Origin of the sequence: Kutzneria kofuensis (genome assembly GCF_014203355.1) — a bacterium.
In the GTDB taxonomy this organism is placed as follows: domain Bacteria; phylum Actinomycetota; class Actinomycetes; order Mycobacteriales; family Pseudonocardiaceae; genus Kutzneria; species Kutzneria kofuensis.
This window is the reverse complement of sequence record NZ_JACHIR010000001.1, coordinates 1,261,099-1,286,599: the sequence shown is the minus strand read 5'-3', so window position 1 is coordinate 1,286,599 and position 25,501 is coordinate 1,261,099. Positions and strand designations below refer to the sequence as shown.

The window sequence follows — 25,501 nt, the reverse complement described above, 5'->3', positions numbered from 1 at the left end:
TGCGGCACTTCCTCAAGCAGGTCACCGCCGAACTGCACGAGACCAGGGGCCGGCTGCGGGACGTGCGCGCCGCCGCGACCGAGCCGATCGCGATCGTCGGCATGGCCTGCCGGTATCCGGGCGGCGTCCGCACGCCGGACGACCTGTGGCGGATGCTCGTCGAGGAGCGGGACGGGATCTCGGGCTTCCCGGCCGACCGCGGCTGGGACCTCGAAGCGCTGCACGACCCGGATCCGGACCGTGCTGGCGCCAGCTACGTGCGCCACGGCGGATTCCTGCACGACGTCGCCGACTTCGATCCGGCGTTCTTCGGGATCTCGCCGCGGGAAGCGCTGGCCATGGACCCGCAGCACCGGCTGCTGCTGGAGGCGTCGTGGGAGGCGTTCGAGTCCGCCGGGCTCGACCCGGAATCCCTGCGCGGCAGCCGGACCGGTGTGTTCGCCGGACTGATGTACCACGACTACGTGTCCGGGCTCGAGTCCATTCCGGACGAGGTCGGTGGGCACCTGAGCACCGGGAACTCCGGCAGCGTCGCCTCCGGCCGCGTGTCCTACACGTTCGGGCTGGAGGGTCCGGCGGTCACCATCGACACCGCCTGCTCGTCGTCCCTGGTGGCCCTGCACCTCGCCGTGCAGTCGCTGCGGCGCGGCGAGTGCACGATGGCGCTGGCCGGGGGAGTGACGGTGATGGCCAGCCCCGGCTCGTTCGTCGAGTTCAGCCGGCAGCGCGGGTTGGCCCCGGACGGGCGGATCAAGGCGTTCGCGGAGGCGGCCGACGGCACGGCGTGGGCCGAGGGCGTCGGGATGGTGCTGGTGGAGCGGCTTTCCGACGCGGAGCGGCTGGGGCATCGGGTTCTGGCAGTGGTGCGGGGCACGGCAGTGAACCAGGACGGCGCTTCGAACGGGCTGACCGCGCCGAACGGCCCGTCGCAGCAGCGGGTGATTCGCGCCGCGCTGGCCGACGCCCGGCTCTCCACGTCCGATGTGGACGTTGTCGAGGCGCACGGGACCGGGACGACGCTGGGTGATCCGATCGAGGCGCAGGCGTTGCTGGCGACGTACGGGCAGGATCGGGCGGAGCCGCTGTGGTTGGGTTCGGTGAAGTCGAACCTGGGCCACACGCAGGCGGCGGCCGGGGTGGCGTCGATCATCAAGATGGTCGAGGCGATGCGTCGTGGTGTGTTGCCCCGGACGTTGGGCGTGGACGCGCCATCGTCCCATGTGGACTGGTCGGCCGGCGCGGTGTCGTTGTTGACGGAGACGCGAGCGTGGCCGGCGGTGGATCGCCCGCGGCGGGCCGGGGTGTCGTCGTTCGGGATCAGCGGGACGAACGCGCACATCATCCTGGAGCAGGCGCCTGCCACGGAGAATGTCGAGCCGCCCGCCGACGTGGTGATCGGCCCGGTGCCGTGGGTGCTGTCGGCGAAGACGCCGGAGGCGCTGCCGGGGCAGGCCGCGCGTTTGGCCACGGTCACGGGTGACCCTGCCGATATCGGATTCTCACTGGCGACGACCAGGGTTGCGTTCGGGCATCGAGCCGCCGTCGTAGGCGCCGTACCGGACGACTTTCGAGCTGCGCTGGCCGCCCTCGCGGCGGGCGAGCCGTCGCCGCTGACGGTGACCGGCCGCGCCCTGTCGGGTGGCAAGGCCGTCTTCGTGTTCCCCGGCCAGGGTTCGCAGTGGGTCGGGATGGCGGCGGAGCTGTGGAGTTCGTCGTCGGTGTTCGCCGAGGCCATGGCTGACTGCGAACGGGCCTTCCTGTCGCATGTGGACTGGAAGCTGTCCGAGGTGCTGGGGGATGCTGCCGCCTTGGAGCGCGTGGACGTCGTGCAGCCGGTGCTGTTCGCGGTGATGGTGTCCCTGGCCCGGTTGTGGCGGGCGATCGGGATCGAACCGGCGGCGGTCGTGGGGCACAGTCAGGGTGAGATCGCGGCCGCGTGCGTGTCGGGCGCGTTGAGCCTGGCGGACGCGGCCCGGGTGGTGTGCCTGCGGAGTCGGGCGATTCTGGCGTTGTCCGGACGGGGCGGGATGATGTCGGTCGCCGCGCCGGAGGTTCAGGAGTTCCTGGTCGACGGCGTGTCGGTGGCGGCGGTGAACGGGCCGTCGTCCGTGGTGGTTTCCGGCGATCCGGCCGGGCTGGACCAGGTGGCGGCGCGGTGTGCGGCGGCGGGCGTGCGGGCGCGGCGGCTGCCGGTGGACTATGCGTCGCATTCGTCCCATGTGGACGTGATCGAGCGGGACATCCTCACCGCGCTGGCCGGGATCGAACCCCGCGAGCCGGAGATCCCGTTCTACTCCACGGTGCCGGGCGACTCCGCGAAGCTCGACGCTGAGTATTGGTTCCGGAATCTCCGTGGCACCGTCCGCTTCGACCCGGCGGTGCAAAGGCTGTTGGCCGACGGGTTCCGGTACTTCATCGAGTGCAGCGCCCACCCCGTGCTGACCGCCGGCATCGCCGAACGGATCGAGGCGGTCGAGATCCAGGCCGTCGCCCTGGGCAGTCTCCGCCGCGACGAGGGCGGTGCGCAGCGGTTCCTCACCTCGGTCGCCGAGGCGCACGTCCACGGCCTCAGCCCCGACTGGACCACGCTGTTCCCCGGCGCCCGGCGCGTCGACCTGCCCCCGTACGCCTTTCAACGCAAGCGGTTCTGGCTCGAAAGCGGACCCACCCAGGTCGACGCCGCCGCGCTGGGGCAGTCCGTCCTGGCGCACCCGCTCCTCGGCACCGCAGCGCCCGTGCCCAGCACCGACGGCCTGCTCTGCACCGGGCGGATCTCGCTCGACACCCATCCCTGGCTGGCCGATCACGCGGTCGGCGGAGCAGTTCTGTTACCCGGCGCCGCTTTTGCCGAACTGACCCTCGAAGCGGGGGCGCAGGTCGGCTGCCACACCCTGGGCGACCTCACGTTGGAGGCACCCCTCGTCCTCGATGGTGCCAGACAGGTGTACGTGGAACTCGGCGGTGTCGCCGACGGCGGTAGCCGTGATGTCACCGTGTATTCCCGGGCCGATGACGGGCCGTGGACCCGGCACGCCCACGGGCTGCTCGTCCCCGACATCGGGACTCCGGCCGATCTCACGGCCTGGCCGCCGGCCGGCGCCGAGCCGGTCGCGGTCGACGGCCTCTACGACGTGCTAACGGACGCCGGGCTGGAGTACGGGCCGGTGTTCCAGGGCCTGCACACCGCCTGGCGTCGCGGGCCCGAGGTGTTCGTCGAGGTCGACCTGCCCGAGGACCGCCATGCTGACGCGACCGCGTGCGGCCTGCACCCCGCGTTGCTCGACGCCGTTCTCCACGGTGTCGCCCTCGGCGAGTTCATCGACGGCGACGGCGTGCACCTGCCGTTCGCCTGGTCGGGCGTTTCGCTGTTCTCGCGGGGCGCGACCGCCCTGCGGGCCCGGCTTTCCCCCGCGAACGACGGCATCGCGATCGACCTCGCCGACCCCACTGGACAGCCAGTGGCCTCGGTCGCCGGCGTCGTGCTGCGGCCCGGATCGGCCGGCCACCACGAGTCGTTGTTCCACATCGAGTGGACGCCCGCGCCCAGCGGTGACGGTGCGACCGACGCTCCGCTGTGGATATGCGAGCCCGGGGATGTCCGTGACGTCCTCGACCGCGCACTGAGCCGGATTCAATCGTGGCTTGCGGAACCGTCCGAGCTGCCGCTGGTGATCGTGACCAGCGGTGCGGTCGCCGTCGAATCTCCGAACCCCGCACTGGCCGCCGTCTGGGGACTCGTGCGCTCCGCGCAATCCGAGCACCCCGGCCGGTTCGTCCTCGTCGACACGGACGCGGACCCTGTCGAGGCGGCTCGAATCGGGCTGGCTATCGGCGAACCCGAAGGCGTCGTCCACAGCGGACAAGCGTTGGTGCCACGGCTGGTGCGGACCGCCGCTGCGGGCAAGCCCGACTGGAAGCCCGAAGACGTCGTCCTCATCGTCGGCGGCACCGGCCTTCTCGGCGGCGCCGTCGCCCGGCACCTGGCCACGGTGCACGGCGTCCGCGGGCTGGTGTTGCTCAGCCGCTCCGGCCCCGACGCGCCCGGGGCGCGTGACCTCGCCGACGAACTGACCGCGCTCGGCGCCGAGGCCGCCGTTGTGGCCTGCGATGCGGCCGATTCGGAACAGCTGGCCGACGTGCTGGCCGCCCATCCGGTGACGGCCGTCGTCCATGCCGCCGGCATCCTCGATGACGGCGTGATCGAAAGCCTGACACCGGAACGGATCGACGCCGTCCTCAAGTCCAAGGCCGACATCGCGGTCCGGCTGCACGAACTGGCCGACGTCGAGAAGTTCGTGGTGTTCTCGTCGGCCGCCGGCGTGTTCGGCAACCCCGGACAAGGCGCCTATGCGGCGGCGAACGCCTATGTGGATGCGCTGGTGGCACAACGCCGCGCGGCCGGGAAGCCCGGCGCGTCGATCGCCTGGGGCCTGTGGGCCACGACCAGCGCGATGACCGGCGAAGCCGACGTCGAACGCCTTGCCCGCGCCGGCGTTCTCGGACTGTCCACAGAGGAGGGATTGGCCCTCCTGGACGTCGCACTCGGCAGCGGTCTTCCGCTCACGCTGCCGATGCGGCTCGACCTCGCCGCCGTGCGCGCGGGCGCCGTGCCGCCGCTGCTCAGCCGGCTCGTGCGCGTGCGGACCCGCCGGGCCGCGCCCGGAGATGCCACTCGGCGGCTCGCGCGGCTGACCGGCCCCGAGCGTGAGGCCGCGGTGCTGGATCTGGTCCGCAGCCAGGTGGCTGCGGTGCTCGGCCATGACAGCGCCGACGCCGTCGACCCGGAGGACGTCCTGCTGGACCTCGGATTCGACTCCCTGACCGCCGTCGAGCTGCGCAACCACCTCGCCGCCGCGACCGGGCTGCGCCTGCCGCCGACGCTGGTCTTCGAGCACCCCACGCCGGCCGCGCTGGCCGCCCGGATCGCGGGCGACCTGGCCGACCCCCGGCCGGCGTCGCCCGAACCGCCGGGCATGTTCGGCACCATGTTCCGGCGTGCCGTCGAACTCGACGAGCTCGACGGCTTCCTCGCGGTGACCGCCGAAGCCGCCCGGTTCCGGCCCACGTTCGGGCCGTCCGATCCCGATGGAGTCGACCTGGTCCGGCTGGCTTCCGGCCCGGCCGGAACCGCGCTGGTGTGCGTCCCGTCCCTGCTGGCCATGTCCGGCCCGTACGAGTACGCCCGGTTCGCCTCGGCGTTCCGCGACGTCCGGGACGTGCACGCCGTGCCAGTGCCCGGGTTCGGGCCGGGGGAGCGGCTGCCCGAGGACCTCGACGCCCTCCTGTCCGCCCAGGTCGCCGCGCTGTCCCGGATCGACGGCCCGATCGTGCTGGTCGCGCATTCCTCCGGCGGCCCGCTGGCCAACGCGCTGGCGGCCCGGCTGGAACGCGACGGCGCCGCGCTGCGGGCGCTCGTGCTCATCGACGTCTACCCGCAGGACCGGCATGCGCTCGACGGCATCCGGCCCCGGTTGGCCGAAGCCGGCGTCCCGGAAGACGCTCGGCTGACCGCCATGGCCGCGTACTTCCGGCTGTTCGCCGACCACCGCCCCGAGCCCGTCGCGGCGCCGACCCTGCTCGTGCGGGCGTCCGAGCCGCTGCCGGCGTGGACCGAGCGGTCGGACTGGCAGTCCTGCTGGGCCCGGCCGCACGACACCGTCGACGTTCCCGGCGACCATTTCTCGATGATGGACGCCCACGCCCCGACCACCGCGGCCGCCGTCAGCGCCTGGCTTTCCTGACAGCTGAAACGCCGTCGAAGCCATTCGGCTTCGACGGCGTTAATCGATGGATGACCGATTCACGTCTCGTTGGATACCCCTGTCTCCCCTTATGCCTGCGCCGGGCGCGCCATTCTGGTTTCCAGCTGCGCCCCGCCGTGCCGGCGCCGGTGCCACAGCGTCCAGGCGATCGCCAGCGCCACCGCGACCAGTTCGATCACCGTGGACAGGCCGACCATCACCGACGGCGGCAGCGTGAAGACCAGGACCATCCGCAGCACCGACTCGCCGAACAGCACCGCGCCCCACACCGCCGACGAGGTCCGGTGCAGGCTCCGGAAGTGCGCCTCGGTCGCCCACAGCCGGTCCCAGTGGGCTCGCTGCTCCGGCGTGAACGCCCGCAGCCGGCGGGAGAAGTGGAAGGTCGCCGGCCTGCCGACCACGCACGTGGCCAGGAAGGCCAGCCCCGCCAGCCCGCTCGTCGCCGGGTCCTTGGCCAGGATGATGCGCTCGTTGCCGCTGAGCAGGGCCAGCGCGAGGCTGATCAGGCAGGTCGCCAGGACCACCATGCCCAGGCCGTCCAGCCGCCGCTCCCGCACCGCCTTCGGCAGCAGGCTGACCGCCACCGCGCCCGCCGCCACCCCCAGCGCCGGCCCGTCCCCGAGCCCCAACGCCGTCAGCCCGTAGTAGACGACGATCGGGAGGCCGATGCCGAAAACGAGGGAAAACAACGACTTTCTCCGGGCCGAGCGGTATCCGGCGTCGGTCCCGCCCGGCGCGTCCAATGATGTTCCGGTGTCCAATTTCATTTCCGGCATGCGGCGACGGTAGCACCTGAGCATGTCTCGTGGTGTCGTTTTCAGGCAACCCCGAATGTGTGAAAAAAAGAGGTGCGAATACGTCATTGTTCGGGGTGAATAGGGGTTGGCGGCCCGTCGGGGCGGGGGAGGACGGACAGGGTGAGCCGGGACCGGCCGTCGACATGCACGCGGTTGGTGGCGACGACCTTGCGCCGGTCGTGGGCCTCGGGGGCGCCGGTGTTGCTGTTGACGTCGAACCGGGGGAAGTTGCTGGAGCTGACGTCGAGGCGGATCCGGTGGCCGGCCAGGAAGAGGTTGGCGGTGTCCGGGGCCTCGACGGTGATCTCGTAGGTCTGGCCCGGGGTCAGCGGCGCGGGGTGGGCGAACGAGTCGCGGTAGCGGCAGCGGAGGATGCCGTCGGTGAGGTTCATGGCGAACCCCTGCGGATAGTCGGCGGTGGGCGGGTGGACGTCGATGAGCTTGACCGTGAAGTCGGTGTCGACGGCGCTGGACGAGACGGCCAGGCGGACGGTGACGGGACCGGCGACAGCGATGTCGTGGGGCAGCGGCGGGGTCTGGAACACGAGCACGTCGGGGCGGCTTTCCAAGGGGAGGAAAGGGGGGTGGGCGCCGAAGAAACGCTCGTCGGGACGCTGGTGGTAGGCGCCGCCGGACATCACCGGTTCGCCCGACGTGACCTGGCCGCCGATGGTGGGCACGGGGTCGCGAGGGTCGAAGTCGTACTCCAGGAACGTGGGCTCCGCCGGCCTCGGCGCGTCGCGTTCGGCGAGGGTGCCGTCGGCGCGTAGTTCGAGGTCGAGGTTCATCGCTTCCTCGGGCGGCCAAGAAGCCGCGGTACACCAGCGGCCGCCGTGATCCAGGCGTCCCTCGGCGGTCCGCCGGCCCGAGCCGCCGCCCATCAGGAAGTACCGTACGGGAGGTGGTGCGGTGACAAGAGTTTCCGGCTTGAGGTGAGCGTCGAACCATCGCAGCCGCATGGTGGCGTAGTCGTCGTCGAGGTTGCCGTCGAGAGTCGCATGTGGACCGAAGTCGACGTCGCCGGCGTAGCTCACGCTCCGTGCGCCATGGGTCCACGGGCCGAGCACCAGGTACGCCGGGCTGTGTTTCTTACGGCCGAGCTCGCGGAAGTTCTCGGTGGCGGTGCGCACGTACGGGTCGTACCAGCTGGAGATGTGCAGGCTCGGGACGTCCGGGAACACGTCGTAGTAGCCACGGGCGAAGATGCCGGGCTGGCGCCAGTAGTCGTCGAAGACACCGTGTTCCCACTGCTGCAGAAGGTAGTTCTCGTAGTCGGGCACGAACCGCAACGGGCTGGCACCACGCCGCCACGGCATGCGGGTGAACCACGCGGTCAGGTCCTCGGACTCCAGGGTCGCCTGCAGCACCGGATCCGCGCGCACCGCGGTGCTGTTGCGCGCCCGGTGAAAGGCCCAGGTGACCTGCTTCAGCTCGAACGCGCCGCCCATGCGGGTTCCCGCCTCGTACGCGCTGGCGAAACCGCCGGAGTCGAGGAACATCGCCGCCAGGCTCGGCGCGCCCAGCGACGCGAGCGCGGCCTGCGCGTGCGCCGAGTAGGACACGCCCATCGTGGCCACGCGGCCGTCGCACCAGTCCTGGGCGGCGATCCATTCGACGGTGTCGTAGCCGTCCTCGGCCTCGTTGAGGTACTTGGTGAACGTGCCGCCGGAGTCGCCCCGGCCGCGGCAGTCCTGGCGTACCAGGAGATAACCGCCGCGGACGAAGCGTTCCGCGACCGCCTCGGGCGCCGGGGGCAGGTCCGGGCCGAGCCGGCCGTCGGACATCCGGGCGTCACGGCGACCGTACGGGGTGCGCTCCAGGATCACGGTGCCGGCCGGCGGATTCGGGCGGTCGGCGTAGAGATCCGCGACGAGGACTACGCCGTCGCGCGCCGGGATCTCCACCACCGTCCGCCAGCAGCCGGCCGAAATCCGTTGCCAGTCGGTCACTTCGCCGCCTCCGAGAACTGCCGACCGAGATCCGGCCACGCGGACACCAGCTGCGGCAGCGGCGCCGTCGTGAAGTACTTCCGGTACAGCCGGGCGTAGGTGCCGTCGGCGACCATCGCCGCGATCTGCTTGTCGACGGCGTCGAGCAGCGCCGCGTGGTCCTTGGCCACGGCCATCGACGTGGGGTGGTCGACCGGGGCCGAAGCGGCCAGACGCAGCGCCGGATACTGCTTGAGGAAGTGCTCGGCGTCCGGGCCACCGACGACGAAGGCGTCGATGCTGCCGTTGAGCAGCTGGCTGATCGCGACGTTGGAGTTCGGGAAGTTGACGGGGCTGGCGCCGGGCATCTTGGCCGGAACGAAGGCGACCTGCGCGGTGCCGGTCACGACGCCGACCTTGCGGCCGCCGAAGGCCGTCAAGTCGGACAAGGTGCTCCTGGTCGTCGTGAGCACGGCGGTGGTGCTCCAGAACAGGGGCTTGGTGAAGCTGACCGTCTTCTGCCGTTCGGCGGTCACCCCGAGTCCGGACGCGGCCAGATCGTACTGGTGGGTGGTCAGGCCGGCCAGCGACGACGCCACCGACGTCGCCTTGTAGTCCACGGTCAGGTGCAGTCGCTTCGCGACCTCGTCGGTGACGTCGATGACGAATCCGATCGGCTTGCCCGACGAATCCCCGTACGCGAACGGAGGTTGGCTGGAATCCGTGGCGGCGTGGATGACTCCGGGGTCCGGCAGGCCGTACGCATCGTCCGAGGTGGACGAACCGCAGCCGCTGAGCACGAGCGCGCCCGCGGTCACGGCCACGGCGGTTCTGATCGACAAGAGGGACATCGCAGGAGGCCTTTCGCTACAGGACGCGGGCGAGGAAGTCGCGCAGCCGCTCGGTTTCCGGGTTCTCGAGCGTCGCGCGGGCAGGGCCGGACTCGGCGACGCGGCCGCCGTCCATGAACACGACACGATCGGCGACCTCGCGGGCGAAGCCGATCTCGTGGGTGACGGCCACCATGGTGATGCCCGAGGCGGCGAGCGCGCGCATCACGTCGAGCACGTCCTTCACCAGCTCCGGATCGAGCGCCGACGTGGCCTCGTCGAACAGCATCACCTCGGGCTCCATCGCGAGGGCCCGCGCGATCGCCACCCGCTGCTGCTGGCCGCCGGAGAGGTTGTGGGGCCTTTGCTGGGCCAGGCCGGCAAGCCCGAGCCGCTCCAGCTGAGCCATCGCGGCGGCGTCGGCCGACGCGCGGTCCATGGACCGGACGTGCCGCAGGGCCGCGGTCACGTTCCCGAGCACGGTCATGTGGGCGAACAGGTTGAAGTGCTGGAACACCATTCCCACCCGGGCCCGCACGCGGTCGACGTCGACGCGGGCCCCGGTGATCCTGGTGCCGCCCAGCCGGATCTCGCCCGCGGTGGGCTCCTCCAACAGGTTGAGGCACTTCAGCAGCGTCGACTTGCCCGAGCCGGAGCGGCCGATGACGCACACCGTCTCGCCGGGTGCGACCTCGAGGTCGACGCCGCGCAGCACTTCCAGCGTTCCGTAGCTCTTGCACAGCCCGCGCACGGAGATCGCGGACGCGACCTCGACCGGGGACACGGTTTCCGCCGCCATCACGCCGCCACCTTCGCGGGCGACGCGACGGAGACGGGGGCGCGGCGGCCCTCGCGCATCCGCCGGTCGAGCCGGTTCACCGCGTAGGTCAAGGGAATCGTCAGCAGCAGGTAGCAGGCGCCCGCGGCCACCAGGGCCGACGAGTTGTACGTCGCCGCCTGCCGCTCCTCGGCGATGAAGTACAGCTCGCGCTGCCCGAGCCCGAGACCGAGCAGGTACACCAGGGCACTCTCCTTGATGTCGATGATGAACTGGCCGGCCAGCGCGGGCAGGACGTTGCGCACGCCCTGCGGCACCACGACGACCCGCATCGCCGTCAGGTACGGCATGCCGAGGCTGCGGGCGGCGTGCAACTGGCCGCGCGGCACGGATTGGATGCCGGCGCGGAAGATCTCGGCCGAGTACGCCGCCGACACGAGCGCGATGGCGAGCACCGCGTAGCCGAGCGGCTCCCGGCCGAACGGCCGGATGCCGGCCGCGGGCAGCCCCAGCCCGACCAGGCTGACGGTCACGATCGCGGGCAGCCCGCGGAAGACGTCGACGTACAGTCGGGCGGGCAGGCGAACCAATCGCCTGCGGGACAACAGAAGCATGGCCAGTAGCACGCCGGCGACGACGCCGAGCGCGATCGCCAGCCCGGCGATCAGCAGCGTGTTGCGCAGGCCCTCGGTGAGCAGCGTGGGCAGGACGGCGAGGATCTCGTCGAGATCGAAGAAGGTACGCAGGAAGTCGTGCATCGATCCGACCTCTCGTGTGGAGTCCGGAAAGGCTAAGGCGGCCCGGTCCCGGGTTCCGCGATGTTTACCGCGCTCGCGGTAAGCATGGGCGGTAAGCTGCGCATATGTCGGTGGTGCTGACCGTGCAGGGTGCCCGTGCGGCCGATCTGGTCGTCGGCGTCTCGCCGCTGGCCGAGCTGCTGGCGTGCCTGCACTCGATCGCGGAGCCGGAGCACCACCTGGAGGTGCGGCCGTGGCTCACGCGGGTGCGCGCGGAGCTGTCGGCCGAGCTGCGGAACCGGCTCACGACGTACGCGCCGCTGTGGGCACGACGCCGGTGTCGTGCGCTGCTGCCGCCGGAAGCCCCGCTCGGCCTGGCCTTCGACGACGAGCTGGCGCGCCTGGCCGAGCTGCCGATCGAGCGGTTCACCGCGGCCACCGCCGAGGCGATCCACGGCGGGCTCTACGACATCGGCGATCTGCTGCGCGACTCCGCGGCACGGGACGCGTACATCGCGTCGTGCGAGCGCCGGTCGTTCGGGCGCGGCGAACTGGCGCGGCTGCTGGTGCTGGATCCCTCGGTGTTCCGTGACGACCTGCTCGACCTGCTACGGGCCTGCCGCGATGAGTTCTTCGCCGACGAGTGGACCCGAATCCACCACCGGCTCGACGCCGAGTGCGCGGCCGTCCGGGCGCGGGTGAGCGCCCTGCCCGTGGCGGAGGCGCTGGCGTCGCTGAGCACCAACGCGGCCGTTCGGCACGACCCGCCGGCGGTGGTGTTCGACAAGCTCCAGCCGCTGCGCGCCGACCTGCGGGGACGCCGGTGCCTGCTCGTGCCGTCCGTCCACATGCGACCCCACCTGATCGTGAAGGTCGACCCCGGCTGGCCCGTTGTCGTGCACTTTCCCGTGGCGGCCCCGGCCGGCACGGCGCCCGACACCTTCGCCCAAGTCAGGCTGCGGCTGGCCGTGTTGTCCGACCCGGCCCGGCTGGCCCTGTGCCGGCACCTGGTCAACGAGCCGATCACCACCTCCGACCTCGCCGCCCGCACGGGAATGACGCTGCCACAGGTGTCGCGGCACCTGGCCCGGCTGCGGGAGACCGGGCTGCTCGACTCCCGCCGGGACGGCCGGATGATCCACCACCGCCTCGACCTGCAGCGCCTGATGCGGCTCGGGGTCGACGTGCTGACGTCGATCATCCGGTGAGGGCTGATGCCGGCATCAACCAGACGGTGGATGGAGGTCTCGCCGCCCGGTCGAGTTGTGCGGCCGCGGTGGACCCGCAGACTTGTGCCATGTTCACATCACGGCAGCCCGCCTCGGACGAGGCGTGGGAAGGCGTAGTCCTCGACAAGTCGCGCGGTATGACCGACGGCTCCAACATGTACCGCTACCTCACGGTGCGACTGTCCACCGGCGAGACCAAGAAGGTCAGGGTCGACCGCGGCCTGTGGAACTCCGTCGCCGAGGGGGACGGGATCGTCAAGCAGGCCGGCGCCAACCCCGTGAAGAAGTGACGTTCCGCCGGCCGCTACCGGGCGGTGCGAGCTCGCACGTGCGCTCGCTCGCCCTGCGGTCCGAACAGGACGAGCGTTTCCACCGGGTTGCCGTCGGCGGATCCGCATCCTGGGAGGACCTCACCCAGCCGGGGCCCCGCCTCGCGCTCCGCCGCCGTCACCCTGCGGCTCTACCTTCTGCTCGCCGTGCAGCTGATGAACGTCATCACCGCAGGCTTCGGCCGGGGGCCGGAGTGCGCCGGCCGAGCCTGCGGTGATGACGACTCTCACGGGACGGGCCCTACCTACGCACCCCGTAGCTCCACAGGCCCCGGCCGTGCGTGGCCAGCAGGATCGCGGTGCCCTCCGGAGCGACGACCAACTGCTGTCCGGACGCGTTCGGCAGTCCGGTGCCGAGCTTGAACCAGGTGCCGGCCAGCCGAACGTAGACACCGGCGTCGGTCGCCGCGGCCAGCAAGCCGTTCCACTGCACCAGCGAGGTCGTCGGCAGGTCGGGCAGCGAACCGGTGTCGTCGGTCCAGCTGGCGCCGCCGTCACCGCTCTCGAAGACGTGGCCCTTGCCCGCGCCCGGCACCCATTTGTCGGTGTAGCCACCGAAGGAGATGTACAGGTGGCCGTCCCGCGCGGGGTCCAGCGAGATGGACGTGATGTACCGGGCCGGCAGGTTCGGTGTCGAAAGCCGATGCCAGCTGCCGCCGTAGTTCGTGTCGATGCCCGAGCGGTAGACACCCGCCGCCTTGTCACGGAACTGCCAGGCCGCGTAGATGGTGCTGCCCTTGGCGACGACGGCCGTGACCTGCGCGCCGGTGTCGTGCACGATCTTCCAGTCGCAGGCGTCCGGCCCGCAGGTGGTGTCCCAGCCCTTGCCCTGGTTGTCCCACACGTACCGGCCGCCGGCGACCCAGTGGTTCGTGTTGGTGACGTCCGCGCTGTACGGAGCGATGAACAGGCTGCCGGGGTCGCACGGGTTGGCGACGGTGCCGGCGACCGGGTTGTCACAGGACGGCGACATCGTCGTGTAGCTGGGAGTCGTGAAGTCCGACCTACCGCCGTTCTGGGTGCGGGCGGTGCTCAGGTGAACGTACTCGTTGACCGCCTTCAGCCCGTTGCGCGGATCGACGATCACCTGCCCGCCGTCGCCGCCGAACGGTGAGACCTGCTCCTTCGCGCCCGGCAGCAGCAACGACACCCCGTTGTCCTGCAAGCCGCCCCAGATCGCGTCGCCGCCCGGCACCCGACCGGCGCCGACCGAGTAGTACTGCAGGGTGTGCAGGCCCTCGTTGAGGTTGTTCCACTTGACGGTCCTGCGTAGCGCGGCCGGCCGCGAGTAGACGCCGCCGTCGTTGCCGAAGTACGCCGTGCCGTCGCTGCCGAACGCCATCGCGTGCTGGTCCGGGTGCGTGGTCTGCGGGCAGGTGAGCTTGCTCAGGTCGGAACTCCAGCACGGCAGGCCGAAGTTCCAGTACGGGCCGATGACCTGCCAGCTCGCGCCGCGGTCCGAGGTCTCGTAGACGTCTTCGAGGCCGAGGTAGACGTGGTCGGGGTCGGTCGGGTCGGCCGCCACGTACTGGTCGTACCAGCCCTGGCAGCCGCCGCAGCCCTGGGCGCCGGCCTTGACCAGCGACGGGGTGTCGGCGATCTTGGTCCACGGACCGGCGGGCAGGCCGGAGTCGGCGCGGAAGACACCGGTCAGCACACCCGTGTTCGTGTCGTTCTGCACCACCGCGTAGAGCGCGGACCCGTTGGCGTTCCACGTGAAGGTGGTGCGCCCGATATCGGCGTTGGCCAGGTCGCCGGTGCTCGTCTGCTGGCTGAAGCTGCCCGGCTCGCCGCCGGTGGTCGACAGGTAGAAGGCGTTTTCGGCGCCGGGGTTGACGCCGCCGTTGACGATGGTCGCGGCGACGACGGATCCCTTGCTACCCGGTCGAATTCGGACATCGGTCGCGAACGAGGTCTGGGTTCCGGTGGCCGGCGCGAGCACCGTGGTCCATGGCGCGGACCAGTTCCGCAGGTCGTGGCGCAGCAGGCCGAAACTGGTCGCCGCGTAGACGTGACCGGCCCCGTCCAGGACGATGCGCGCCGTGCGCAGGCCGAAGAAGGACTGCCCGATCCGCTGCCAGGTGCGTCCCCGGTCGGCGGAGCGGTAGATCGCGTCACCGGCGAGGCTGTCGCCGCTGAAGTCCGCCTCGCCGGTGCCGACGTACACGCTGTGGTCGGACGGATCCACTGCGACGGCGCCGATGGCCAGGCTGGGCATGCCGTCCCAGAGCGGCTGCCAGTGCGCGCCCTGGTCGTCCGAGCGCCACACCCCGCCGTCGGCGGCGCCGACGTAGACGGTGCGCCGGCCGTCGGTGGCCAGGCTGGTGACCCGGCCGGAGACGTGACCCGAGCCGCCCGTGGAGTTGGACCAGTTCGGGTCCCGGTAGTCCAGGGCGTCGCTCTGGTAGGGCTTGTCCGTCAGTTCCTGCCAGGCGCCGGGCAGCACCGGCAGTTGCCGACCCTGCTGCTCGCCCGCGTAGTACGCCTGCGGGTTGGCCGGCGCCAGCCCCGGCGCGTTGCGGATGTCGCTGAACTGCTGCGCCGCGTCGGTGAGGTCCGGGGTCTCGTCCTCGGCATCGTGGCCGTCCATCGGATCGGCCAGATGGCTGACCACCGCGTGCGGTCCGGGCCTCGCCCCGCTGGGCGATGCGACGGCTGCGTTGGTGACGAGTCCAAGTGCGGATAACGTTGCCACTACGATGGTCAGGGCCGATTTCACCGGCAGAGGCTAACCGGCCGGTCCGTCGATCAGAACCAATCACAGTTGACTGAGAAGCGCGGGTCTTACGCCGGCGTGGCAGCGTGCCCACCCCGTTCAGCAGGCCCTTCGCGGCGTGCCCGCCGACCGGCGCCGACCGAAGGCACGACTCCGGCTACCCGATCGGCCGCGCGCAACCCTGGTCGGCGGACGACAGTCGCTCCGAATGCACGACGGTGACCGTGCCACTCGACTACGACAAGCCCGAAGGGCGCACGATGGCGGCATCGAAGGCGGTGGGGATCGGTGCACCACGACCTCATCGGTTTCGATCCGCCTGCCCATCCCACCCGCCACGTAGTCCGAACCCGGCGCTCAGATGCGGGCCATGCCCCCGGCCCCTGTGCCCTCGCCGACGGGTCTGTGCATGGCATGATCACCACCTCGAAAATCTTCTTGGCGCGAAGTGTCGATCGCGGCCGCTCCCGTTCGACGCACTGACGACAGCACTGCAGAACAACCAAGGAGCAGCCCATGCGTACCTTGATCACCACCGCGTTCGTCTCGCTCGACGGCGTCATGGAGGCCCCCGGCGGGGAACCGGGCTACCGCAACTCGGGCTGGACCTTCCAGGGCATCGAGTTCGACCCGGCGGCCTACGAGCTCAAGGGCCGGGAGCAGGAGGAGGCCACGGCCATGCTGCTGGGCCGGGTCAGCTACCAGGCGTTCGCGCCGGTGTGGCCGGGCATGACGGCGGAGTTCGCCGGTTACAACGCGATGCCGAAGTACGTCGTCTCCACCACGCTGCAGCAGCAGGACCTGGTCTCCAACTGGGGCGAGATCAACATCCTCCGGTCACTGGACGAGGTCGCCGCACTCAAGCAGACCGAGGGCGGGGCGATCATCGTCCACGGCAGCGCCGCCCTCAACCGCGCCCTGTCCGATGCCGGCCTGATCGACCGCTACCACCTGCTGGTCTTCCCGGTTCTGCTCGGCGCGGGCAAGCGGCTGTTCAGCGGCACCGACAAGGACAAGCAGAACCTCAAGCTCATCGAGAGCGAGTCGTACGGCAACGGGATCCAGAAGCTGGTCTACGACGTCGTCCGTTGACCAGGCCCCCACCGGGGCCTGTGCACGAGTTGCGTCGCACATCGGATTGCGGGTTACGGCATTGCCGCCGACTGGCCAGAGGAAGGGGTTTGAGGATGGGTAGGACACCACTGCGGCTGTACATGTCCATGTCGGTCGACGGGTACGTCACCGGGCCGGACGACCGGCCGGGCCAGGAACTCGGCCGCGGCGGCGGGCGGCTGTTCAACTGGCTCGACGACCGGATGTCCGACGGGATCAACGGGCAGGTGTACGCCGAGGCCGCGTCGACCGGCGCCGTGATATCCGGACGCCGCACGTTCGAGCTGGCCAACCGATGGCACGGCGACCACCACGACGGCGTGCCGATCCACGTGCTCACCCACCACGTCGACCCGGCCGACGAGCCACCGGGCAGCGCGAAGTTCTACACCGACGTCGACGCGTGTGCCGCCGAGGCCCGAGAAGCAGCGGGAGATCGAGCCGTGCTGGTCCACGGCGCGGGTGCGGCGCAGGCTCTGCTGGCAGCCGGCCAGCTCGACGAACTCGAACTGCACCTCGTCCCCGTGCTGCTGGGTGACGGACGGCGGCTGTTCGAGCCGACCGGACTCGGCCACGTCGAACTGGAGCTCGTCCGCCGGCTCGAAGGCCGCAACGCCACACATCTGCGTTACCGCATAGTCCATCGAGACGGGCAACAGCCGTGACTGCCGCATTGCTCCAGCCAACCGGCTGCTCCGCCGCCGCGTGTGTGGACGTGGTTTTCGGCACGCACAGGTCGGCGCCCTCACCCGGTGAGGGGTGAAGGCGCCGGCCCGGCCGGGATGCTCCCGTGTCAGGCGATCAGCGCTGGAGCGTCAGCACGCCCGGTCGCCAGGGCAGGAGGTTGTATTCGCCGCCGTCGGAGCGCGGGTCGCGTCCCTGGTAGAGCAACTGCAGATTGCAAGGGTCAACGGTCTTGGTCTGATCGGGGTTGGTGCGAACCAGATCGCCGTGGCTGATGTCGTTGGTCCAGGTCGCACCGCTGTTGGCCTTGCCAGCGAACGGGTTGCTCTCGGTCGCGGCCTGCGGCGTCCACGAACCGCTCAGGCTGCTGGCCGTGAACGACCGGAAGTAGCGCCCGTTGGCGCCCATCGCCTCGACGATCATGAGGTACTGGTTCTGGCCCTGGACCTTGTAGACCTCGACCGCCTCGAACAGGTTGGCCGTCGTGTCGCTCATGATCTGCGTGTACGACGAGCCGAAGCTGCCCGGGAAGTTCCCGATCGGCATGCTGGCACGGTAGATCTTGCCGTTGTCACCGGCGAAGAACAGGTACATGTTCGTGCCGTCGCCGATGAGCGTCTGGTCGAGGGGGCTGGAGCCGGGGATGCTTCCCGAGAAGAGCTCCTGCGGCGACGACCACCCGTTCGCGTTGGTGGGGTCGCTCGACGTCCGGTAGCTGAAGGTGGTCGGCCCCCACTGGTAGGCGAGCACCCAGATGTTCTTCGGGGCGAAGTAGAACAACGTGGGCGCGACGGTGCCGAGGTTCATCCCGTTCTGCGGGGCCGAGGCCATGTCCGACCAGTTCGTGAACGTCCCGAAGTTCATCGAGCCGTACGCCCCCGACGTGTTGACCGTCGACCCGTAGACCAGGTGCTTGCCGTTGTAGACGACGTTGCTGAAGTCCTTGAGCGAGACCCAGCCCGACTTCGGGTTGGCCAGCGGACCCGTCGACGACCAGTGGTACGTCGACGGAAGAGAACACGTCCCCGGCGGCGTTGTGTCACCCACGCGGACCAGTTGCCACTGCTGGTTCGAGCCGTTCCAGTCGCTGTACTGCGCGACGGCCGCCCCGTCCGCGGTCGACAGGCCGGTCACCTCCACGGCCTTGCCGCTGTTGCGGTTGATCAGCCTGACGTAGCCGCCGTCGGAGTCGGCGAGCTGGAACTGCTGGTTGGTGCCGTTGAGATCCGTCCACTGCTGGACCTTCCCGCCGTCCGCGGTCGACCAGTTGTCGACGTCGAGAACCTTGCCGGAGTTCTTCGACTTCAACCGGTAGTAGCCGCCACCGGAGTCCACGAACTGCCACTGCTGGTTCGTCCCGTCGTGACGGGACCACTGCTGGACCGCCGCCCCGTCAGCCGTGGAAGCACCCGCAACGTCCATCGCCTTGCCACTGTTGCGGTTGACCAGCACATACCACGCACTCGTGTCGACGGTCGCCGCCGACGCCACGCTCGGATTGACCGCGACCACAGCGCCGGCCAGCAGCACGGTCGCGAGCATGGTGCTCAGCACGGACGCCCATCGGCCACGCCGGATGCCAGCCGCACGGCGACGCGCCACCCGGCGCGGCCCGCTCGGCGGGACTTGGCCCATCGAATCCACAGTGATTCTCCTTCAGTGACAGGGCCGCACGCGAGGCCCGATATGCGGCATTGCTTTAGCGGGGCGGGTGCACCCTTGTCGTACGCCTACCCGATGCGGACGAGTTGCCATTGCTGGTTGGATTCCAGTGGCCGTACTGGCGGCGGCTGTTACGTTAGCGGTCCACACGCCACTAGCCTCCGCGGTATTGTCGTCGTTGCGCTCTACGGATTTGCCGCTGGTGCAATTGATCAGCACATATCACGCACTCGCGTCAACGTTCTCCGCCGACGCTGTGCCGGTGCTGGCCGCCAGGGTGATCGCCAGAACGGTGACCTGTCCGACGCGCCGACCAGCCCGCCGGCCGTCCTGCTCGGACGCGCCGTTGATCTCATGGCAGCTCCTTGTCGAGGTGAAGGCCGTGACCGGGACACCAGTGCGGTGTTAGCGCTAACAATCATTCCTCGCGGGACGCGCTCATACCAACAGGACATCGACGGGAACGGTGAACATCGCCGCTTCGTGAGGTTGCCAGATTGTTTCCGAACCTTCAAGAGGCAACTGTCCGTCACGCGGTGGAGCTTGCGACGTTGTCGAATGGCATTCGACAACGGAACCATCGACCCTGTCGCGTCACGGCTGGTGTCTGGTCGTTGACTGCCGCATCCGAGGGCGGCTACATTGGGCGAAACACCATGCTGTCGACCGGAACTGCCTTTCCAGCTCATGGCTGGCATTGCGTTCGTAGCGGCATGCCGGCCGTCGGAACCGTGCCAGCGGTACTGCTGCGCCGGGACGCAACAAAGGACGGGCATCGACCTCGCCTGCGGACGCGAGTCCTCGGTGGAGTGAATCGTGGTGCAGCGCAGCCGAGACTGTAGTCTCCTGACGTTGTCGCGCGTGAGCGGAGGACCTGTGGACTGCGTGGCGCATCTCGTCGCCTCGTTCGAGTCGACGCCGGACGGCGACGACGACGGAGATGCCAAGGTCGGAATCATTCTCGAGCTCGAGGACCACCTGAGCGACCCCCGGGCGCTGACTCTGTTCGCCTCGGTGATCGCCGATCCGGCCGAGCACGACCTTGTCCGCATCGAGTGCCTCAAGATCCTTCGCCTGCAACCACCGGCAGCCGCCGACGACCGCCGGCGGATCGGCCGGATCATCGCCGATACCCTCCAGCCCACCGAGGACTATTTGGTGCGCCAGTACGCCGCCGGGGCCCTCGGCCCCTACGCGCAAGAGCCTGGCGTGTTCGACGTGATGTCCAGCGCGGTGACCGGCGACGACGACATCGACGTCCGCCACAACGCATTGGCGTCAGTGATCGAAGCCGGTCCTGACAATCGCACCATCGCGCTACTCCACCAGCTGACCAACGACCCGGAACTCGCCGCCGCCGCAACACGAACCCTGCGAACGTGGCTCTGACCGCTGTTGCATGTCGCCCCTTCGCAGAGCACGTCGGCAGCACCCGACCATGGCATGCGTGGAACGATGAGTTGGTGCGCCTGAAGCGGCCGATTGATCGCCAGCCCGCACCGCCCGTGTCCAGTCCCGATCCGATCGGCGTGGACGGACCGTGGCTGATCGTTGACGTCTCGATCGCGCCTGCTGTGCCTGCTCAGTCGTCGGCGGCCTGTGCCGCGGCGGCGATCGGCTCGAGCCCCGCGATCAGCTCCTCGAGTTCGTCCGCGCTGAGCACGTCGTAGGCCGGTGCCGCCAGCTCGTCGGTGAGGGCCTCGATCCGCTGCTTGGTTTCCCGGCCGGCGTCGGTGAACCCGCCGGCCTCGTCCACGAGGCCGCGGCCGCGCAGCCCGTCGACGACAGCGGCCAGCTGCGCCTTCGGCAGGTGGTGGATCCGCCCGAACTCCTCCGCCCTCATGCCGAGGGAGAGCGCGAGCAGGACGTGGGCGTCGGTGCCGCCGATGCCGTGGGCGAGCAGGACGGCGTTGTGGCCGTCCCCGCGGTGCTCCCGCAGCAGCGTCGCTGCGTGCCAGAGCCTGGCCACCGGCTCCTCCGGCACGTCGAGCGCCCGCAGCCCGGCGTACAGCGCTCGGCCCTCGGTCGGTGCGCTGACCGCTGCTCGGATGGCGAGGTCGGCGATCCGCACCAGATCGGGGGAGTCGGCGAGTTCCCCGATCCTGTGCCGCAGTGCGGTTGCGCTGCCCCGCTCGCGCACGGCGATCGCCTCTTGCGGGGTGATCTTGCCCCAGACCCACGGGATGTGGCGCGCGACCTCGCCGTCGGCGAAGTTGTAGAAGACCGCGTGCACCACCTCGGCCGGTGCCAGCCCCAGCGGTGCGGCCCGGCCGGCGAAGTATCCGTCCCAGTAGTTGCGCATGCCGAGGGCCAGGAACGCCTCGTTCGGCACCGCGGAGTAGGTGACGGTGGCGATCGGCTCGAGGAGCTCGAACATGCGGTGGACCTTGGCCTGTGGGTGCGACATCGGTCGGCCTCTCTCGTGGTCGTGACGGCGCCCCGGTGGGCGCTGTCTCACTCCAGCGTCGAACGACGCGGCCCGGATTCGACAACCCCGGCCGATTCCGCCCGGCAACGTCCGGCGCCACCGGGACTCGGCCGCCGTCGGACCTCGCGACGAACCCGGATCCTGACGCCTGGCGAACCGGAGTTGACAGTTCCGCCTGGCCGCCGAACTCGGGTTGAGCCCGTTTCCGGCACGCACAGTATGGTGAGGTGGTGCTGACCGCAGGCCAGCCGGAGTCCACGCGGAGCTCGGCAAGCGCGCCGGACCGGCCAGTCCCCCTGGGTCACTGTTACGCGGTGGCCAGCCCCGTCTGCGGTGGGATGGTGGTTGGTGAGCCAGACAGCCGGCGCAGCGACACGATGTGCATAGCGGCGCCGAGTGGCCCGGCAGTGGTAATGATCAGTACAAGTGGCGCCATCCCCAGCGCCGTGTCGGACGGACCGGCGAAGACAAGACTGCTCACCATGCCGGTCACCAGCGCCACGGCGTAGTCGACGATGCCCAATACGTTGAACCGGACCGCCTCCCGGCGGCCGGTGCCGCGCGCCAACGCGCGCGCGATCCACGGCGCTGCCAGACCGATCGCGAAATCGCCAAGACCCGTCGGCACCGCGAACAGCGCCGGCGCCTTGCCCAGGAACATCATGATCAGAAACAGCACGCCGACCACCCGGAAGGACTGGGCGCGCACGAGGTCGGCGCTCGTCCCCGGCGCGGCGAGCACCCGTGCCATCACCGGAATCCGCGTGCTGGCCAGCAGCGCCACCAACACAACGGCAAACGCCACGGGCCCCCAGGGGCCGGCCTGGTACACGCCGTCGTAGGCCAGCAACCAGCTCGCGGCCACCCAGGCGAGCAGCAGGCCAACGGCGACCACGGCCACAGTCATGGCCCTGGGTCTACCCAGCCCGGCGGCGACCGCAGAACGGTACAAACCCACGCCCAGCAGTAGCCGTGTGCCGACGATCCCGGTGAGAACCAGGACCCACACCACACCGAGGAGTACAACCGTCACGACAATCTCCTTATCTTCTGAGTCGGGTCGGTTCTGGTCAGTCGTAAGATCAGGAAGGCCCGGGGACCTCGGGTGTGGCTGTCATGACGGAGCCGTTGGTGTGGCTGGGAAGGATTGGCCGCCCGGGGTCCTGCGACGACTCGGCCGCTGATTGGGATGAGCGAAACAATCGCTGCATAAGGACGTGACGGCGAGGTCGTCTGCTGGGTGTCTGGCACGAACGACGACGGGAGGTGGCCGTGCCGCAACTGTGGGCCGGTGTGGACGCGGGCAAAGCCCACCACCACTGCGTGGTGATCAACGCCGAGGGCGACAAGATCCTGTCCCGGCGAGTGCCCAACAACGAGGCCGAACTGCTGGAGCTGATCGCCGATGTCCGAGCGCTGTCGCCCGACGTGCTGTGGGCGATCGATCTCAACGCCGGCGGCGGCGCGCTGCTGATCGCCCTGTTGGTCAACCACGACCAGGCCCTGCTCTACATCCCCGGCCGCACCGTCCACCACGCCTCGGCCGGCTACCGAGGATCGGGCAAAAGTGACGCCAAGGACGCGTTCATCATCGCCGACCAGGCCCGCATGCGCCGCGACCTGCACCCGATGACCGCCGGCGACGAGATCGCCGTGGACCTGCGGATCCTGACCGCCCGCCGCTACGACCTGACCGCCGACCGCACGAGGGCGATCAACCGGCTGCGCGCCCAGATCCTGGAGTACTTCCCCGCCCTGGAACGAGCCTTTGACTACAGCTCCTCCAAAGCCGCGCTGGTGCTGTTGACCGGCTTTCAGACTCCCGCCGCGCTGCGGGAGTGCGGCCAGGCCGAGCTGGCCACCTGGCTGCGGGCCCGCAAGGTCCGCAACGGCGCCGCAATCGCCGCGACCGCGATCGCCGCAGCCCGGGCCCAGCTCACCGCCGTTCCCGGACAGTCCACTGCCGCGGCCATGACGGCGCGGCTGGCCAAGGGGGTGATGGCCCTGGATGAGGAGATCGCGGAGACCGACGCCCTGATCGAGGGCCGGTTTCGCCAGCACCGGCACGCCGCCGTGATCCTGAGCATGCCCGGCATCGGGCCGTTGCTCGGGGCCGAGATCATCGCTCTGACCGGCGGGGATCCGGCCGCGTTCGGCAGCGTTGACCGGCTGGCCGGTGTCGCCGGCCTGGCGCCGGTCCCGCGTGACTCCGGCCGGGTTCAGGGCAACCTGCGCCGTCCGCGCCGCTACAACCGGCGGCTGCTGCGGGCGTTCTACCTGTCCGCGCAGTACGCCATCGTCCGGTGTCCGGAGTCGAAGGCCTTCTACGAACGCAAACGGCACGAGGGCAAGGTCCACAAGCAGGCCGTACTGGCCCTGGCGCGTCGACGCCTCAACGTCGTGTGGGCGCTCGTCCGCGACGAACGAACGTTCCAGCCCCACGTGCCACGACCAGGCAGCGCAGCAGCCTGACAGGCTCACCGCCTATCACCGCTACCGCTTGACAACGTCATTGGGAATCCTTCCCTCGACCAGGACTGTCTATTGGTTGCTATCTGTCGACGAGCATTGGTGGTGTTGACCCGAAACGTCTGCGCCATAACAACTTCTGCACGGCCGGCCACCCGATGAACTCGTGGGCAAGCGATGGCGCCGGGCAGGCCGTCGGTGGTGTGCCGTCAATCGTGCGAATGTGTCAGCGCGGCCAGGGCCGCGCGGATGGTCCGGCTGAGTTCGTCGACCTCGATCGGGCGATCGGCGTCGAGCCAGGAGAGGGTGACCTCGATCGTGATCCTGGGCAGTAGATCGGCCAGCCATCGGCGTCGTGCGGCCGGTTCGACGCGGCCACGTAGATGTCCCATCGCGATGCGAGTGGCGTCGCGGAAAAGCTCGTCGGCGTAGGCCGAGAACTGGTCCTCGCGGGCGGCGTGCCGGAACAGCAGGCGGAAACCGTCGGGGTCGTCGCACGCCGCTTGCGCGAACGCGCGCACGGTATCGCTGTTGTAACCGTCAGCACTGCCGACGGCGGATCGGACGCGGTCGCGAACATCGGTCAGCACGCCCAGATAGAGCTCAGCCTTGGACGCGAAGTGCCGGTAAATGAGCACCTTCGTCACACCCGCCTGCTGGGCGACGTCATCCAGGCTCGTGGCCGCGAACCCGGCGCGGGCGAACGCCGTCGTCGCGGCGCGTATCAGCTGACTTCTCCGTTCGTCCCGGCGCAGCAACGTGCGCCGATGTGGCGAGGTCATGTCGTCGCTCATGCGTCTGCTCCCGACAGCCAGTGTTGAACCTCAAGTATACACTGGCTAGTGTGTACTCGTGAATAAACAATCTGGCTCGGCTCGCTGGAGTCCGAGCCGCGTCCGGCTCGTCGCCGGCGCCGTCGCGCGCTTCGTGTTCAGTCCGACGCTGCTGCTGGATGTCGTAGCGCCGGCGATCGCCTACCAACTCCTGGTTCGGCACGGCATCAGCAGTACGCCGGCCCTGATCTACGTCGCCGGGTTCCCGCTGCTGGGGATCGCCGTCACGGCATTGCTCCGGCGCCGCCCGGATCCGGTCGCGCTGCTGGCGTTCGTGGCGATCGCGGTCGGTCTGGCCGCCGGCCTCGTCCTGCACGAAGGACGGATTCTGCTGGTCAAGGACTCCATCGTCACCGGGGTGCTCGGAGTGGTGTTCCTGCTGTCCCTACCGGCCCGCCGGCCGATGGTCTTCCTCCTGCAACGCAGACTGCTCTCCCGTGACAGCGGGACCCAACGGTTCGACGAGGCCTGGGCCGACCCGCGAGTGCGGGCGCGCTCGCGGCGGACGACCGCACTCTGGGGCGTGGCGCTGATCGCCGAGGCAGCGGTGCGTGTCGCATTGTCCTTCGTCGTATCGCCGGGGACGCTGCTGGTCATCTCACCGTTGCTGGCCGCGATCACGTTCGGCCCCCTGGCGCTGTGGACCCTGTTGCGGCGGCCCAAACCCAGCCCAACCGACTCGCCCGTCTTTCCCGCCAGCGCTACCGATGGAGCCTCACACGGACCAACTCACCTTCGATTGCGGTGACGATCCGGTGGGCTTGCCGGTGCCGCTTGTACTCGACCGTGCGGAGCGCGTGCTCCTTGACGGTCAGCACGATCTCGATGTCCCCGCTCCAGCACCGTCGGCTGGCCGGATCCACCCGCAGGTCCCCGGCGACCAGCACGGTCGACCGGGACACCGGCGACTATCAGACGGCCCAACGTGCCTGGCATGCCTGTGCCACCAAGGCGGGCTACGACCATGCCAGGCGCGTGGACCTGATCGACGCGTTCCAGAAGCGTCTGGACGCGATCAAGCAGAGGCTGTCCCACTCGACCCAGGACCCGAAGGCGCTGCAGGATCTACTCGCACACGACCCGCAGTTCGTCCAGCTGCGCGCCGACGAGGTCGCCGCCGCCACCGCGGCCCTTCCGTGCTCGCTGGCCGCGGATGCGGTCTACAGCAAGCTGTTCGACACGGCACTGGCCGCGGCGAAGCAGTGA

Annotated in this window: 18 protein-coding genes and 1 pseudogene; 9 read left to right on the top strand and 10 right to left on the bottom strand. The window is 69.9% G+C overall.

Features of this window, described 5'->3' with window-relative positions; genetic code table 11:
* Positions 1–26: 26 nt before the first annotated feature.
* Positions 27–5,741 (top strand): annotated as a pseudogene (locus BJ998_RS05745) (type I polyketide synthase); the annotation flags it as partial.
* A gap of 89 nt (positions 5,742–5,830) precedes the next feature.
* Here BJ998_RS05745 and BJ998_RS05740 read toward each other — a convergent pair.
* The 5 genes from BJ998_RS05740 to BJ998_RS05720 form a co-directional block, all read right to left on the bottom strand.
* On the bottom strand, positions 5,831–6,538 hold the full coding sequence (locus BJ998_RS05740; protein WP_184859157.1) for a VC0807 family protein: 708 nt from the start codon (positions 6,536–6,538) through the stop codon (positions 5,831–5,833).
* A gap of 83 nt (positions 6,539–6,621) precedes the next feature.
* Positions 6,622–8,508, bottom strand: coding sequence for a CocE/NonD family hydrolase (locus BJ998_RS05735; protein ID WP_184859155.1), 1,887 nt, complete (start codon positions 8,506–8,508; stop codon positions 6,622–6,624).
* On the bottom strand, positions 8,505–9,329 hold the full coding sequence (locus BJ998_RS05730; protein WP_184859153.1) for an ABC transporter substrate-binding protein: 825 nt from the start codon (positions 9,327–9,329) through the stop codon (positions 8,505–8,507). Before BJ998_RS05730 ends, BJ998_RS05735 begins: the two co-directional genes overlap by 4 nt.
* Positions 9,330–9,354: 25 nt before the next feature.
* Complete coding sequence (locus tag BJ998_RS05725) at positions 9,355–10,116, bottom strand: amino acid ABC transporter ATP-binding protein (RefSeq protein WP_184859151.1); 762 nt, start codon at positions 10,114–10,116, stop codon at positions 9,355–9,357.
* Positions 10,116–10,853: an amino acid ABC transporter permease gene (locus tag BJ998_RS05720; RefSeq protein ID WP_184859149.1), complete on the bottom strand. Its 738-nt coding sequence runs from the start codon at positions 10,851–10,853 to the stop codon at positions 10,116–10,118. Before BJ998_RS05720 ends, BJ998_RS05725 begins: the two co-directional genes overlap by 1 nt.
* Positions 10,854–10,957: 104 nt before the next feature.
* On the opposite strand from BJ998_RS05720, the gene BJ998_RS05715 reads away from it, so the two are divergent.
* Together BJ998_RS05715 and BJ998_RS05710 are read left to right on the top strand one after the other, a co-directional pair.
* Positions 10,958–12,040, top strand: coding sequence for a DUF5937 family protein (locus BJ998_RS05715; protein ID WP_184859147.1), 1,083 nt, complete (start codon positions 10,958–10,960; stop codon positions 12,038–12,040).
* Between the two features lie 89 nt (positions 12,041–12,129).
* Positions 12,130–12,351, top strand: coding sequence for a DUF7489 domain-containing protein (locus BJ998_RS05710; RefSeq protein ID WP_184859129.1), 222 nt, complete (start codon positions 12,130–12,132; stop codon positions 12,349–12,351).
* A gap of 280 nt (positions 12,352–12,631) precedes the next feature.
* On the opposite strand, the gene BJ998_RS05705 is transcribed toward BJ998_RS05710, so the two are convergent.
* Positions 12,632–15,004: a WD40/YVTN/BNR-like repeat-containing protein gene (locus BJ998_RS05705; protein WP_184859127.1), complete on the bottom strand. Its 2,373-nt coding sequence runs from the start codon at positions 15,002–15,004 to the stop codon at positions 12,632–12,634.
* A 618-nt stretch (positions 15,005–15,622) separates the two neighbouring features.
* Between BJ998_RS05705 and BJ998_RS05700 the strand changes: the two genes are divergently transcribed.
* Together BJ998_RS05700 and BJ998_RS05695 are read left to right on the top strand one after the other, a co-directional pair.
* The gene (locus BJ998_RS05700) at positions 15,623–16,198 is read left to right on the top strand and encodes a dihydrofolate reductase family protein (protein ID WP_184859125.1); all 576 of its coding nucleotides are present in this window, start codon (positions 15,623–15,625) and stop codon (positions 16,196–16,198) included.
* Positions 16,199–16,293: 95 nt separating this feature from the next.
* Entirely contained in the window at positions 16,294–16,884 is a 591-nt protein-coding gene (locus BJ998_RS05695; RefSeq protein ID WP_184859123.1) for a dihydrofolate reductase family protein, read from the top strand.
* A gap of 136 nt (positions 16,885–17,020) precedes the next feature.
* Here BJ998_RS05695 and BJ998_RS05690 read toward each other — a convergent pair whose 3' ends face one another.
* Entirely contained in the window at positions 17,021–18,445 is a 1,425-nt protein-coding gene (locus tag BJ998_RS05690) for a non-reducing end alpha-L-arabinofuranosidase family hydrolase (RefSeq protein WP_221338467.1), read from the bottom strand.
* A 1,005-nt stretch (positions 18,446–19,450) separates the two neighbouring features.
* Here BJ998_RS05690 and BJ998_RS48495 point away from each other — a divergent pair.
* Positions 19,451–19,954 carry a HEAT repeat domain-containing protein gene (locus tag BJ998_RS48495; RefSeq protein ID WP_184859120.1) on the top strand — a complete coding sequence of 168 codons (504 nt, stop codon included), beginning with the start codon at positions 19,451–19,453 and terminating at the stop codon, positions 19,952–19,954.
* A gap of 193 nt (positions 19,955–20,147) precedes the next feature.
* On the opposite strand, the gene BJ998_RS05680 is transcribed toward BJ998_RS48495, so the two are convergent.
* On the bottom strand, positions 20,148–20,972 hold the full coding sequence (locus BJ998_RS05680) for a MarR family winged helix-turn-helix transcriptional regulator (RefSeq protein ID WP_184859118.1): 825 nt from the start codon (positions 20,970–20,972) through the stop codon (positions 20,148–20,150).
* 328 nt (positions 20,973–21,300) lie between these two features.
* Positions 21,301–22,026, bottom strand: coding sequence for a DUF8737 domain-containing protein (locus BJ998_RS05675; protein WP_184859116.1), 726 nt, complete (start codon positions 22,024–22,026; stop codon positions 21,301–21,303).
* A 239-nt stretch (positions 22,027–22,265) separates the two neighbouring features.
* Here BJ998_RS05675 and BJ998_RS05670 point away from each other — a divergent pair, with 239 nt between their 5' ends.
* The gene (locus BJ998_RS05670; RefSeq protein WP_376775833.1) at positions 22,266–23,465 is read left to right on the top strand and encodes an IS110 family RNA-guided transposase; all 1,200 of its coding nucleotides are present in this window, start codon (positions 22,266–22,268) and stop codon (positions 23,463–23,465) included.
* 206 nt (positions 23,466–23,671) lie between these two features.
* On the opposite strand, the gene BJ998_RS48490 is transcribed toward BJ998_RS05670, so the two are convergent.
* Positions 23,672–24,256 carry a TetR/AcrR family transcriptional regulator gene (locus BJ998_RS48490; RefSeq protein WP_184859114.1) on the bottom strand — a complete coding sequence of 195 codons (585 nt, stop codon included), beginning with the start codon at positions 24,254–24,256 and terminating at the stop codon, positions 23,672–23,674.
* A gap of 58 nt (positions 24,257–24,314) precedes the next feature.
* Here BJ998_RS48490 and BJ998_RS05660 point away from each other — a divergent pair, with 58 nt between their 5' ends.
* Together BJ998_RS05660 and BJ998_RS05655 are read left to right on the top strand one after the other, a co-directional pair.
* Positions 24,315–25,043, top strand: a complete 729-nt coding sequence (locus BJ998_RS05660) for a VC0807 family protein (RefSeq protein ID WP_184859112.1) — start codon at positions 24,315–24,317, stop codon at positions 25,041–25,043.
* Between the two features lie 56 nt (positions 25,044–25,099).
* Complete coding sequence (locus tag BJ998_RS05655) at positions 25,100–25,501, top strand: hypothetical protein (protein ID WP_184859110.1); 402 nt, start codon at positions 25,100–25,102, stop codon at positions 25,499–25,501.

Coding starts and splice junctions, on each gene's coding strand:
- BJ998_RS05740 (WP_184859157.1), bottom strand. CDS start 6,538: ATGCCGGAAATGAAATTGGACACCGGAACATCATTGGACGCGCCGGGC.
- BJ998_RS05725 (WP_184859151.1), bottom strand. CDS start 10,116: ATGGCGGCGGAAACCGTGTCCCCGGTCGAGGTCGCGTCCGCGATCTCC.
- BJ998_RS05720 (WP_184859149.1), bottom strand. CDS start 10,853: ATGCACGACTTCCTGCGTACCTTCTTCGATCTCGACGAGATCCTCGCC.
- BJ998_RS05715 (WP_184859147.1), top strand. CDS start 10,958: ATGTCGGTGGTGCTGACCGTGCAGGGTGCCCGTGCGGCCGATCTGGTC.
- BJ998_RS05710 (WP_184859129.1), top strand. CDS start 12,130: ATGTTCACATCACGGCAGCCCGCCTCGGACGAGGCGTGGGAAGGCGTA.
- BJ998_RS05700 (WP_184859125.1), top strand. CDS start 15,623: ATGCGTACCTTGATCACCACCGCGTTCGTCTCGCTCGACGGCGTCATG.
- BJ998_RS05695 (WP_184859123.1), top strand. CDS start 16,294: ATGGGTAGGACACCACTGCGGCTGTACATGTCCATGTCGGTCGACGGG.
- BJ998_RS05690 (WP_221338467.1), bottom strand. CDS start 18,445: ATGCTCGCGACCGTGCTGCTGGCCGGCGCTGTGGTCGCGGTCAATCCG.
- BJ998_RS05680 (WP_184859118.1), bottom strand. CDS start 20,972: ATGTCGCACCCACAGGCCAAGGTCCACCGCATGTTCGAGCTCCTCGAG.
- BJ998_RS48490 (WP_184859114.1), bottom strand. CDS start 24,256: ATGAGCGACGACATGACCTCGCCACATCGGCGCACGTTGCTGCGCCGG.